The sequence below is a fragment of the Aliidiomarina shirensis genome, assembly GCF_003987345.1.
Lineage (GTDB): Bacteria > Pseudomonadota > Gammaproteobacteria > Enterobacterales > Alteromonadaceae > Aliidiomarina > Aliidiomarina shirensis.
The window spans coordinates 441,486-453,410 of the sequence record NZ_PIPP01000002.1 but is presented as its reverse complement, the minus strand read 5'-3'; the positions used below and the strand labels follow the sequence as shown (position 1 = coordinate 453,410).

Below are 11,925 nucleotides of genomic sequence, written 5' to 3'. Positions count from 1 at the left end.
GACTATTTGATGCAACGACACTTGCGCGATTTAAACACAATAACGGTATTAGGTTTCGGCCTTACTGGTGTTTCGTGCGCGCGTTATTTGCTCTCGTTAGGCATCAAACCAATAGTTCTGGATACCCGCAAACAGCCGCCGGGATTACTCGATGCTCCCGATGTCGCGGCGCAATGCGAAACCTATTTTGGACCCTTGCAACTTGAGCACTTGTTGCAATCGGATCTGTTGCTGGTAAGCCCGGGCATTGATCGCCGCGATACGATGCTCGATATGGCTGCGGATGCTGGCGTTGAAATGATTTCAGATATTGAGTTGTTTGCATGGCAGGTGAAAGTGCCGGTGGTCGGCGTTACCGGTTCCAATGGCAAATCAACAGTAGTAGAACTCACTACGCATATCCTGCGCCGTTGTGGCATGAATGCAGTAGCGGCTGGCAACATCGGCACACCGGTATTAGATAGCTTATTGCCTGATGCGAAAAAAGCCGATTGCTATGTGCTTGAGCTATCGAGCTTTCAATTGGAACTAGTGAATTCATTGCAGCTCACTGCTGCAACGATTTTAAATATAACTTCCGATCATCTCGACCGCTACGATGACGAACGCGCTTATGAGCGCGCAAAGCACCGTATTTATCAACATACGAAGTTATGTATTTGGAATCGTGATGATAGTAAAACCAAACCGCTATTTCGGCGCAAAGGCATGCAGCTGATTAGTTTTGGTAGCACAGATGCAGCAAAAGATTTTGGTATCACCAGAGCAAAAGGAGAGTTAGCACTTACTTACGCTAACGAGCCTTTTATTAAAGAAAGTGATCTGCCAATTCAAGGCATTCACAATATATTAAACGTTCAAGTTGCTATTGCTTTGGCGCAAGCGCTAGGCGTTACGTTAGTAGAGGCAGTAGCAGGTTTAAAAGGCTATAAATCGTTGCCTCATCGCTGTGAGTTGGTTGGTGAGTTTGAGCACGTGCGCTGGATTGACGACAGCAAAGCTACCAACCCTGGCGCAACGATTGCGGCAATTGAAGGCCTTCGCGCAAGCGTGAAAGGTAAGCTTATTCTGATTGCCGGTGGCGATGCGAAAGGTGCCGATTTGTCGGTGCTGAAAGATTCATTAGAACAAGTGGATGTGCTGATAACTTTAGGTCGTGATGGCGATAAAATTGCGGAACAGAAAGCGAGAAGCCGCAAAGTACACAGCTTAAATGAAGCTGTGGCGTATGCCGCGAAAGAAGCTACAAAAGATAGCGTGGTATTACTTTCTCCAGCATGTGCAAGCTTAGATATGTTTAAGAACTATGCCGAACGTGGGCAGAAGTTCCGAGAAGCGGTGGAGGCTTGGTATGCGCTCAGCTGAACCGCAATTAGAACTTGAGATTAGCGCCCAGAGTAACCTTTGGCAGCAATTTACCGGGTTATTCCAAGGCTCAACCTCCTATCAGCTATATGATCGCCAGTTGTTGTGGTTATCTATTTTGCTAATAGGCTTCGGCTTGGTAATGGTTGCTTCGGCATCGTTACCCGTGGGCGAACGTTTAACCGGTAATCCGTTTCATTTTGTAATTCGTCACAGTGTCTACTTAGTGCTTGGCACTTGTGCGGCGATAATTGTCACCATGATACCAGTGGCCAAATGGCAGCAATTTAGCGGTACGTTATGTTTGTTGGCCTTGTTGCTATTGGTGGTTGTTCTATTTGCTGGGCACACGGTAAATGGTGCAACGCGTTGGATAAAAGTAGGGCCGTTAACGTTACAGGTGGCGGAGCTGGCAAAGCTATTCTTCGTTATCTATTTAGCCAGCTATTTGGATCGTCGTTACGATGAAGTTCGGAAAAACTGGCGCGGGTTTATTAAAGCGTTATTTGTTCTCGGGATCTTAACGATCTTGTTGTTGATGCAACCGGATTTGGGCTCGGTAATCGTGCTTGGGGTAACCGCTGTAGGCATGTTATGGATTGCGGGCGCGAAGATGATTCAGTTCATTTCGTTGGTCATCACCCTGTTAGTTGCGTTTGTGCTGTTGATTATGTTCGAGCCCTATCGGATGGCGCGTGTAGCGAGCTTTATGGATCCGTGGGATGACCCATTTAATAGTGGCTATCAGCTCACACAATCGCTCATGGCATTTGGCCGCGGTGATTGGTTTGGCCAAGGGTTAGGCAACAGCGTACAAAAGCTACAGTATCTGCCTGAGGCGCACACTGATTTTATTTTATCGGTGATCGGCGAAGAACTCGGTTTTATGGGTGTGCTGTCGGTAATCGCCATTAGCTTTGTATTGGTTATTAAAGCGCTTTTGTTGGGGCAACGGGCGTTACGGCAAAAGCGGCCATTCTCTGGTTATATGGCGCAGGGCATTGGTATTTGGTTTGCATTTCAAGTGGGTGTAAACGTGGGGGCGGCTTCGGGCCTAATCCCTACCAAAGGTTTAACACTGCCATTATTAAGTTATGGCGGTAGTAGCTTAATTATTACCATGGCGGCGGTAGCTATATTGTTGCGCATTGATTACGAAGTGCGAACGGGTTATCGCTTAGCACGCTCGGCCGGTGAAGCGGCTCAGCAAGGCCCTAAACGTGTGCGGCGCAAAGCCCGCGGGGGTGCGTGATGAGCCATGTTTTGATTAGTGCCGGCGGAACAGGTGGCCACGTATTTCCTGCACTAGCTGTAGCCAAAGCACTAGCGGCGAAAGGCCATAACATTACTTGGCTGGGCACCAAAGATCGAATGGAATCTGACGTTGTGCCGGCGCATGGTTTTCGTTTTATCGGTATGCAGCAGCAAGGATTACGCGGAAAAAGTAAGCTGAGTTTATTGGCTGCACCATTTCGCTTATGTAAGAGCATTTGGGCATGTCGAAAATTATTAGTAAAGGAAAAGCCAGCGCTGGTTTTAGGGTTCGGTGGCTACACCGCAGGCCCTGCTGGGGTGGCCGCTTGGAGCAAGGGAATTCCGCTTGTTATTCACGAGCAGAACGCAATCCCAGGCTTAACAAATCGGTTGCTTGAGCGCTTCGCAACGCGTACGCTGCTCGGTTTTTCTGGGGCGCAAAAATACCTCGCTAAAGCTGAGGTTGTTGGCAACCCAGTGCGCAGTGAAATAGCGGCGTTGCATGCGGAACCAGTAAAGCAAATGGGTGCCGAATTACAGGTACTCGTAGTAGGCGGAAGTTTGGGTGCAGCGTATTTGAATAAGTTGGTGCCGGAAGCATTAAGCCACTTGCAAAGCGCTCAGCACGGGCGAACCTTAAGCGTTCACCATCAGGTGGGAAAAGGCAATGTTGCTGAAGTGCAACAGGCTTACGGCACTACAGCAGAGAATAATGCTGTAAAGGTAGAAGTAGCCGAATTTATTAGCGATATGGCCGCAGCGTATGCGTGGGCCGATATTGTGATTTGCCGGGCAGGAGCGTTAACCGTTGCCGAATTATGCGCCGCCGGAAAGCCAGCTATTTTGGTGCCATACCCGCATGCGGTAGATGATCATCAAACTGAAAATGCAAAAGCGTTAAGCAGCACAGGTGCTGGCGTATTGGTTCAGCAAACGGATTTAACGGAAGCTTGGTTGATAAACCAACTAGAAAAATTATTGGCAAACCCAGAACAGCTGGAAGTTATGCAGTTGGCCGCAAAAAACAGCGCAAACATTGATGCTGTAGAACGCATTGTTGCGGTTTGTGAAGCATTTTTAGAGCCGTTGAATACGGCTAACGTAGTAGAAGCTAAAGAAACGGAACCAAAAGATCTATGACAGTAGCTAAAGAGCAAGCATTTACCATTGTAACGGTACCGGAAATGCGTCGAGTACGCCGAATCCACTTTGTGGGTATTGGCGGCGCGGGCATGGCGGGTATTGCTGAGGTATTGCTGAATCAAGGTTACCAAGTATCGGGTTCTGATATTGCCGAGAACGCCAGTACTATGCGGTTACGTGGGTTGGGAGCGGAAGTGGCGATCGGTCATAGCGCGCACAATGTAAGTAGCGCCAATGTGATTGTGGTTTCTACGGCGATAAAAGCGAACAACCCAGAGCTTGAGGCGGCGCGCGAGCTTCTCATACCGGTAGTTCGGCGCGCTGAAATGCTTGCTGAATTAATGCGCTTTCGCCATGGCATTGCGATTTCGGGCACGCATGGCAAAACCACAACCACGAGCTTGATTGCGAGTATTTTTGCCGAAGCTGAGCGCGATCCCACCTTTGTGATTGGTGGCTTGTTGAATAGTGCAGGCACAAATGCACGGTTGGGTAGCAGTAAGTATTTAATTGCAGAAGCGGATGAAAGTGATGCGTCGTTCTTGCACTTGCAGCCAATGGTTGCAGTGGTGACCAACATTGAAGCGGACCACATGGACACCTACGAAGGTGATTTCAACCGCATGCAAGATACCTACATCGAGTTTCTGCACAATTTGCCGTTTTACGGTTTGGCAGTGATGTGCGTTGATGATCCAACGATTTCAGGTTTGCTAACGCGCGTGGGTCGGCAAATTACTACGTATGGCTTCTCGGAGCATGCGGATGTTCGCGCAAGTGAGTACCAACAAACTGGAAATCTCAGTAAATTTGTGGTGTTGCGCAAAGGCATGGCACCGCTCCCGATTGAGTTGAACTTACCCGGTAAACACAACGCACTGAATGCGTTAGCGGCAATTGCCGTGGCTACCGACGAAGGGATCGAGGATGCTGCGATTATCGCGGCATTGGCGAAATTTGAGGGCATTGGCCGCCGTTTTCAGCAATACGGTAGTTTTGCTTGTGAAGATGGTGATGTGTTGCTGGTTGATGATTACGGTCATCATCCATCGGAAGTGGCGGCAACGATCCGAGCTACTAAAGCAGGTTGGCCAGAGCGCCGATTGGTAATGTGCTTTCAGCCACATCGTTATAGCCGTACACGGGATCTGTATGAGGATTTCGTCGATGTGCTAAGTGAAGTAGATGCATTGGTAATGCTAGAAGTATATAGCGCGGGTGAGGAGCCGGTGGCAAATGCCGATAGCCGAGCGTTATGCCGCTCAATTCGCCAACGCGGTAAAGTTGATCCCGTGTATGTGAAAGATGTAGAGCAGTTGCCAGAACGGTTAGCAGAATTAATGCAGCCTGGCGATATTGTGCTAACGCAGGGCGCTGGAAATGTTGGTGGTTTGGCCAAGATATTAAACGAATTGCAGTTAGATAAAGAGCGGATGAAGCAGTTTGGAGTAGCATCATGAAAGCATTTGGCAAAGTAGCTGTATTAGCCGGTGGTAACTCTGCAGAACGTGAGGTTTCGTTGCGTTCGGGTGCTGCTATTTTGCAAGCCCTTTGTGATGAGGGCGTGGATGCTTTCTTATTTGATCCGGCTGAGCAGCCTTTGTTTGGGCTCGCCGAATTAGATGTAGATCGTGTATTCATCGCTTTGCATGGCCGTGGCGGCGAAGATGGGCAAGTGCAAGCCGTGCTGGAAGTAATGGATATTCCGTATACCGGTAGTGGTATTTTGGCCTGTGCGCTCACCATGGACAAAAGCAAAACGAAGGCGCTCTGGCATGGGTTAGGTTTACCAACGGCCGCGGCCTCGACCGTATCAGCCAACGACCTTGGTTCGGTAGATTGCGCGGCGCTTTTGGCACGTTTAGGCGGCAAAGTAATGGTGAAGCCAGCCCATGAAGGCAGCAGCATTGGTATGGGCATGGCGCGCACGGCTGATGAACTTGCCGCAGCGTTAAAAGAAGCGGCGCGGTTCGATGGCGATATGTTGGTAGAAACGTGGTTGAGCGGCCCGGAATATACGGTTGCTGTATTAGATGGTGAAGCATTGCCAGCGATTAAGGTGCAAACGCCAAATGCATTTTACGATTACGCGGCGAAATACCAAGACAACAGCACCCAGTATATTTGTCCGGCTGAGCTTCCAGAAGAACAAGAACAGAAAGTGCGAGATTTAGCTGTAGCGGCATTTAACGCCGTTGGCTGCAAAAGCTGGGGCCGGGTGGATATGATGATGAATAGCAATGGCCAATTGCAGTTGCTGGAACTCAACACCGTACCTGGAATGACAACGAAAAGTTTAGTACCCATGGCTGCAAAGCAAGTAGGAATGTCGTTTTCTGCTTTGGTACTAAAGGTTTTGGCAACAACGTTGGACGCTTGATATGGCGGCAGCGGCGGTTACAGAAACCGAGGCGGAAAACACGCCAAGCCGTTGGGAATTCATAGCTGGGATTGCAGTATTTGTTGTAATCGTGCTGGGTTTTTTGATTGGCAGCTATCAGTTGCTTGATTGGATAACCGATGCAGAGCAAGTGCCTTTAGAGGGTGTCATTATTCAAGGTGAGCGGGTGCACACTGCGGATGATGAGGTGTTAAGCGCGATTATAGCTGGCGAAGTAGGTAGTTTTTTTACTGCGGATGTTGATGAAATTCGCAATCGGATTGAGGCCTTACCTTGGGTGTACTCGGCTTCAGTTAGAAAAGAATGGCCACAGCGGCTACGGGTATTTTTAGTTGAACAAGAGCCCGTGGGTATTTGGAACGAAGATTGGGTAATGAATCGTTACGGTGAAGTGTTTGCCGCCGACCCGGATGTGATTCGCGGTAAGGTTCCGCATTTTGCGGGACCGGAAGCGGCAGAAGATGAAGTTTTACGGCAATATCAGCGTATTTCTGAATTGCTGGCGATTCACGATTATGCCATTACCCGGATTGCGTTAAGTGAACGTTTTTCGGTTCGTTTGTGGCTTGATAATGGCATTGAGTTGCAGTTAGGGCGGGAAGCGCGATTAGAAAGAATTCAGCGGTTTTTAGATTTGTACCCGCTAATACAAGAAGAAAGCGACAAGGCGGTGGCCTACGCAGATTTACGTTACGACACCGGTATCGCAATTGGCTGGAAAGAGCAGCCAGATGGCGAATAACTTTTGCAAAATACGTGGTTAAAGGTAAGTGAGAGAGCTGTGATCGCAAAAAATGACAATGACAACATGATCGTGAGCCTCGATGTTGGCACGAGCAAAGTGACAGCACTGATTGGCGAGATTTTGCCGGACGGAGACATCAATGTTATCGGTGTTGGCGTAACGCCTGCCCGTGGCATGGATAAGGGCGGTGTGAACGATTTGAACCTCGTGGTGCAATCGATTCAACGTGCGGTGAATGAAGCGGAATTGATGGCCGATTGCAACGTTTCCACGGTGTATCTAAATATTTCTGGCCGCCATGTAGCCTGCCAGAACGAAGATGGCATGGTGCCAATTAATGATGCCGAAGTAACGCAGGATGATGTTGATAGCGTGATTCATGCCGCGAAATCAGTGCCGATTGCACAAGAACGCCGGATTTTGCACGTGCTACCACAAGAATTTGTTATTGATTCGCAAGAGAGTATTAAAAGCCCTGTAGGTATGTCGGGCGTGCGCATGGAAGCCCGAGTGCACATGATCACATGCGCCAACGATATGGCACGCAACATTGTTAAAGCAGTTGAGCGTTGTGATTTAAAAGTAGAAACCCTAGTGTTTTCGGCTTTGGCTTCAAGCCACGCCGCACTTACAGAAGATGAACGCGAACTCGGTGTAGCTCTTGTTGATATGGGCGCTGGTACGATCGATATCAGCATTTTTAGTGGCGGTGTATTGCGCCATACAGCCGTGATTCCAGTTGCGGGTAACCAAGTAACCAATGATATCGCTAAGATTTTCCGTACGCCGTTAAGCCACGCTGAAGAAATTAAAGTGCAATATGCCTGCGCATTACGGCAAATGGTGAGCATGGAAGACAATATTGATGTGCCTTCCGTGGGTGGCCGACCAGCACGTTCGATGTCACGGCATACGCTGGCGGAAGTGGTTGAGCCACGGTATCAAGAATTGTTTGAACTGATCCGAGATGAGATTTACGGCAGTGGTTTAGAAGAACAAATAGCGGCGGGTGTGGTATTAACCGGCGGCACCGCAAAAATGGAAGGCGCGGTAGAGTTTGCTGAAGAAGTGTTTCAAATGCCAGTACGGCTCGGAACACCAATCGGAATCAAGGGTTTAAGTGATTACGTGAATGATCCTGAATACGCAACGAGCGTAGGATTGCTGCGTTTTGGCCAGATTATGCTCAACGAGCAGCAAGAAGAACGGCAACGTAGCCAAAAGCCTCATTGGGGACAATGGTTCCAGCGTTTGCAAAGCTGGTTCCGAGGCGAATTTTAAAGTAGTAAGAAACTTTGCAATTTTTGGGGTAACAACAGAAAATACGGGTAAGTGGAGAGGTAATTATTATGAATATGTTTGAAATAAAGGACGATTTTGAAGCTGATGCGGTGATTAAGGTCATCGGCGTTGGTGGTGGCGGCGGTAACGCCGTGCAACATATGGTTTCGCAAAAAATCGAAGGCGTTCGTTTTATTGCGGCAAACACAGATGCACAAGCACTGCGCAAGCACGATGCAGATGTGCTCGTGCAATTAGGTAGCGAAGTAACCAAAGGTTTAGGTGCTGGTGCAAACCCAGAAATCGGCCGCATTTCGGCTGAAGAAAACCGCGAAGAGATCGCGCGTCAGCTTGAAGGCGCAGATATGATCTTTATCGCCGCGGGTATGGGCGGTGGTACCGGTACGGGTGCAGCGCCTGTTGTGGCTGAAATTGCCAAAGAGCTTGGCATTCTTACTATCGCGGTAGTAACTAAGCCATTCCCGTTTGAAGGTAAAAAGCGGATGGCGGCTGCCGATGAAGGTATCGCGCAACTGAGCAAACATGTTGATTCATTAATCACCATTCCAAATGAAAAACTGTTGAAAGTTTTAGGTAAAGGTACCTCTTTACTGGATGCCTTTGGTGCCGCTAACAACGTATTGATGGGTGCAGTGCAAGGTATTGCTGACCTAATTACACGCCAAGGCTTAATCAACGTCGATTTCGCCGATGTGCAAGCGGTAATGCGTGAAATGGGTACGGCAATGATGGGTACTGGCGTAGCAAGTGGCCCAGATCGTGCGCAAGAAGCGGCACAAATGGCAATCAACAGCCCATTATTGGAAGATATCGATCTTTCTGGCGCACGTGGCGTATTAGTAAACGTTACTGCTGGTATGGATATGGGCATTGATGAATTCGAAACAGTAGGTAGTGTGATTCGCTCGTTTGCATCTGAGAATGCAACGGTGATCGTGGGTACTGTAATCGATATGGAAATGTCTGATGAAATGCGGGTAACGGTTGTTGCAACGGGTATTGGCGCAGAACGTAAGCCGGATATCTCGCTGGTTGAGAAAAAGGCTGAACAAGCGGCGTCTCGCCCAAGCTCTGGTGGTTATTCACAACGTCAGGCAACAGCGCCAAAAATGGATGAAGAACTTGAATTCGAGTTGGAAGAACGCAGTGCTCGGAAAACAGGTGAACCTGACATTTTAGATATCCCAGCGTTTTTGCGCCGGCAAGCAGATTAATATCGGCGCAAACACAAATAAAAATCGGTATTTAATGTTTGGTATTTTCGTGTTCTGAGAATACCTTGGGTTAAATAGAGGGTTGAATTATCTGGATTGACCAGTGCTTTATCATTTGGTATAGTATTGCCCCTTTACCCGTAGCTAGACGCTGTATGAAATATCAGCAGATAGTGGGGAAATGCAGATTAAATGGTGGGTTTGTAAGCGAAAACGTCGGTTACAGGCCCAAGAAAGAGCATCGTCATCGAGATGATGGAGGATTCAGTTATGATTAAACAGCGCACAATCAAGCAAATGATTGCAACTACTGGTGTTGGCCTGCACAAAGGTAATAAGGTCAATCTAGTGTTGCGGCCTGCTGCGCCAGATACGGGGATCGTATTCCGCCGTTCTGATCTGAATCCTATGGTTGAAATTAAAGCATCACCAGAGTTGGTGAAAGATACGCGTATGTGCACGTGCTTAATTAACGATGACAACGTGCGTATCTCAACTGTAGAGCATTTGCTTGCAGCTATTGCTGGTATGGGTATTGATAACTTGATCGTGGAAGTTGATTCTCACGAGATCCCAATTATGGATGGTAGTTCACATCCGTTTATCTACCTATTGCAATCAGCTGGCGTTCAAGAGCAAGCAAAAGCTAAGCGTTTCATTAAAGTGAAACAGCCAATTCGTGTGGAAGAAGACGATAAATGGGCCGAATTGTTACCCCACAAGGGCTTCAAAATCGACTTCGCTATTGATTTCGATCATCCGGCAATAGCTGGCACAAACCAAGTTGTATCCATGGATTTCAGCAGCCAAAGCTTTATTCGCGATATTAGCCGCGCAAGAACTTTTGGTTTCATGAAAGACATCGAACATTTGCGTGCAAATAACTTAGCGCTTGGCGGCGGTTTTGATAACGCTGTAGTGCTTGATGATTTCCGCATCTTAAATACCGATGGTTTGCGTTACGATGATGAATTCGTAAAGCACAAAATTCTAGATGCAGTAGGCGATTTATACATGGGCGGCCATAGCATTTTAGGCCACCTGCGTGCTTTTAAATCAGGCCATGCACTCAATAACAAACTGCTTGTTGCGTTAATGCAACAGCAAGAGGCTTGGGAATTCGTAACCTTTGAAGAACCAAGTGCAGAGGCACCGATAAGCTATCTCAATCCGGTGTTAGCATAAATTAAAAGGCCGCTACGGTAATGAGCGGCCTTTTTTGCTATTTAAGCGTTGGTTTTATTTGGATATCGAGGCTGCGAATTTGCGCATCTGGATATTCTCGGAATTTATTCATAATATGAGCCTGTAGCAAACGAATACGGGTCGACCAGGAACCATTTCTGGCGTAAATTACAAGTGTTTGCCCCTGTACCGCAAAACAGCGAGAGTTGGCAGCAAGATCAGCCGGAACTGTTTGTACCCAAAGCGCCTGCAAACGAGAACTTTTAGCGTCTTTCTTCTGAAGCTTAGCAAGGCTGCCTTTTGAAAGTAGTTCTTGTACTGATTTGGGTGGTCGGTTTAGCATATATTTCGCACTTTTATTCAGGAATTTGCATGAGTCTAGCCATTATATACCGCGGCAAGAAAATCCGCATGAAACTTCGCTTTAGCCAGCGTCGGCTCTTGTCACTTCTTGGCATTTCATTGTTCTTAGCTATTGCCTATATACAACCATGGCAAGGTTTAAGCAGCAACAAGTTAGTGGTGCAAGAGAAAATACAGCAAGAGCAACGCGCTTTGGCTATGCAAGCCGAAGCGGTGCAAGATGTTCGCTTGCAAGCACAACGCGAACTTACTGCCCTCACGATGAAGCTCGGTGATCTACAAGCGCAAATAATGCGCTTAGAAGCTCTGGGCCAACGTTTAGCGACAGCGGCTCAACTCGATTCTGGAGAATTTGATTTTAGCCAATCTTTACCGGTGGGTGGCCCTGATCAAATTATGGCGGAATGGCCGGTTGTAGCGGAACATCAGCTCCTTGCCGACATTGATTTAGCCTTAGAGCAAATTTCTAGCCGTCAGAAACAACTCAGCCTACTTGAATCTTTGATGTTGAATCACCATATAGAAGATGAGCGCTTCATTGTTGGGCGCCCGGTGCAGGAAGGGTGGTTATCTTCGCAATATGGCGTACGCAAAGATCCCTTCCACGGCAACCCAACCATGCACCGAGGAATTGATTACGCAGCGCCGGAAGGTTCAGCTATCGTGGCTACTGGTGCAGGCATCGTAACTTTTGCAGGTCGGCGTGCAGGGTATGGTAAACTGATTGAAATTGATCACGGTGCAGGTTTACGCACTCGTTATGGCCACATGCGCTCTATCAATGTGCAGGTAGGTGATGTAGTAACACGCGGGCAAGCGATTGCCGAGGTGGGTAACTTAGGCCGCTCAACCGGGCCTCACGTGCACTACGAAATATTGGAAAACGGCAAACACGTTAATCCAGCGCGCTATGTACTTCGGCAAATGCCTGGAGAATAGTAGCGGTTAGGGCG

11 protein-coding genes are annotated in these 11,925 nt (G+C 48.1%); 10 read left to right on the top strand and 1 reads right to left on the bottom strand.

The features are described from left to right. Positions 1–9 precede the first annotated feature (9 nt). The 9 genes from murD to lpxC all read left to right on the top strand — a co-directional run bounded on the left by murD (position 10) and on the right by lpxC (position 10,609). Positions 10–1,365 (top strand): UDP-N-acetylmuramoyl-L-alanine--D-glutamate ligase, encoded by a 1,356-nt coding sequence (murD, locus tag CWE13_RS06145; protein WP_126806874.1) that lies wholly within the window; start codon positions 10–12, stop codon positions 1,363–1,365. Beyond that, positions 1,352–2,617 carry a cell division protein FtsW gene (ftsW, locus tag CWE13_RS06140; RefSeq protein WP_126806872.1) on the top strand — a complete coding sequence of 422 codons (1,266 nt, stop codon included), beginning with the start codon at positions 1,352–1,354 and terminating at the stop codon, positions 2,615–2,617. Before murD ends, ftsW begins: the two co-directional genes overlap by 14 nt. Next, on the top strand, positions 2,617–3,759 hold the full coding sequence (murG, locus tag CWE13_RS06135) for an undecaprenyldiphospho-muramoylpentapeptide beta-N-acetylglucosaminyltransferase (protein WP_126806870.1): 1,143 nt from the start codon (positions 2,617–2,619) through the stop codon (positions 3,757–3,759). Before ftsW ends, murG begins: the two co-directional genes overlap by 1 nt. Beyond that, positions 3,756–5,222, top strand: a complete 1,467-nt coding sequence (gene murC / locus CWE13_RS06130) for a UDP-N-acetylmuramate--L-alanine ligase (RefSeq protein WP_126806868.1) — start codon at positions 3,756–3,758, stop codon at positions 5,220–5,222. Before murG ends, murC begins: the two co-directional genes overlap by 4 nt. Beyond that, the gene (locus CWE13_RS06125) at positions 5,219–6,142 is read left to right on the top strand and encodes a D-alanine--D-alanine ligase (protein ID WP_126806866.1); all 924 of its coding nucleotides are present in this window, start codon (positions 5,219–5,221) and stop codon (positions 6,140–6,142) included. Before murC ends, CWE13_RS06125 begins: the two co-directional genes overlap by 4 nt. A 1-nt stretch (position 6,143) precedes the next feature. Then, positions 6,144–6,905 (top strand): cell division protein FtsQ/DivIB, encoded by a 762-nt coding sequence (locus tag CWE13_RS06120; RefSeq protein WP_126806864.1) that lies wholly within the window; start codon positions 6,144–6,146, stop codon positions 6,903–6,905. 66 nt (positions 6,906–6,971) lie between these two features. Then, positions 6,972–8,189 (top strand): cell division protein FtsA, encoded by a 1,218-nt coding sequence (gene ftsA / locus CWE13_RS06115; protein ID WP_241973653.1) that lies wholly within the window; start codon positions 6,972–6,974, stop codon positions 8,187–8,189. A gap of 74 nt (positions 8,190–8,263) precedes the next feature. Beyond that, positions 8,264–9,424 carry a cell division protein FtsZ gene (gene ftsZ / locus CWE13_RS06110; protein ID WP_126807338.1) on the top strand — a complete coding sequence of 387 codons (1,161 nt, stop codon included), beginning with the start codon at positions 8,264–8,266 and terminating at the stop codon, positions 9,422–9,424. A 270-nt stretch (positions 9,425–9,694) separates the two neighbouring features. Further along, entirely contained in the window at positions 9,695–10,609 is a 915-nt protein-coding gene (gene lpxC / locus CWE13_RS06105; protein WP_126806863.1) for a UDP-3-O-acyl-N-acetylglucosamine deacetylase, read from the top strand. A gap of 37 nt (positions 10,610–10,646) precedes the next feature. Here the strand turns inward: lpxC and CWE13_RS06100 are convergent, their stop codons facing one another. Further along, entirely contained in the window at positions 10,647–10,952 is a 306-nt protein-coding gene (locus CWE13_RS06100) for a DciA family protein (RefSeq protein ID WP_126806861.1), read from the bottom strand. A 29-nt stretch (positions 10,953–10,981) separates the two neighbouring features. Here CWE13_RS06100 and CWE13_RS06095 point away from each other — a divergent pair, with 29 nt between their 5' ends. Next, positions 10,982–11,911, top strand: a complete 930-nt coding sequence (locus CWE13_RS06095) for a M23 family metallopeptidase (RefSeq protein ID WP_126806859.1) — start codon at positions 10,982–10,984, stop codon at positions 11,909–11,911. Positions 11,912–11,925: the final 14 nt, after the last annotated feature.

Coding starts and splice junctions, on each gene's coding strand:
- murD (WP_126806874.1), top strand. CDS start 10: ATGCAACGACACTTGCGCGATTTAAACACAATAACGGTATTAGGTTTC.
- ftsW (WP_126806872.1), top strand. CDS start 1,352: ATGCGCTCAGCTGAACCGCAATTAGAACTTGAGATTAGCGCCCAGAGT.
- murG (WP_126806870.1), top strand. CDS start 2,617: ATGAGCCATGTTTTGATTAGTGCCGGCGGAACAGGTGGCCACGTATTT.
- murC (WP_126806868.1), top strand. CDS start 3,756: ATGACAGTAGCTAAAGAGCAAGCATTTACCATTGTAACGGTACCGGAA.
- CWE13_RS06125 (WP_126806866.1), top strand. CDS start 5,219: ATGAAAGCATTTGGCAAAGTAGCTGTATTAGCCGGTGGTAACTCTGCA.
- CWE13_RS06120 (WP_126806864.1), top strand. CDS start 6,144: ATGGCGGCAGCGGCGGTTACAGAAACCGAGGCGGAAAACACGCCAAGC.
- ftsA (WP_241973653.1), top strand. CDS start 6,972: ATGATCGTGAGCCTCGATGTTGGCACGAGCAAAGTGACAGCACTGATT.
- ftsZ (WP_126807338.1), top strand. CDS start 8,264: ATGTTTGAAATAAAGGACGATTTTGAAGCTGATGCGGTGATTAAGGTC.
- lpxC (WP_126806863.1), top strand. CDS start 9,695: ATGATTAAACAGCGCACAATCAAGCAAATGATTGCAACTACTGGTGTT.
- CWE13_RS06100 (WP_126806861.1), bottom strand. CDS start 10,952: ATGCTAAACCGACCACCCAAATCAGTACAAGAACTACTTTCAAAAGGC.
- CWE13_RS06095 (WP_126806859.1), top strand. CDS start 10,982: ATGAGTCTAGCCATTATATACCGCGGCAAGAAAATCCGCATGAAACTT.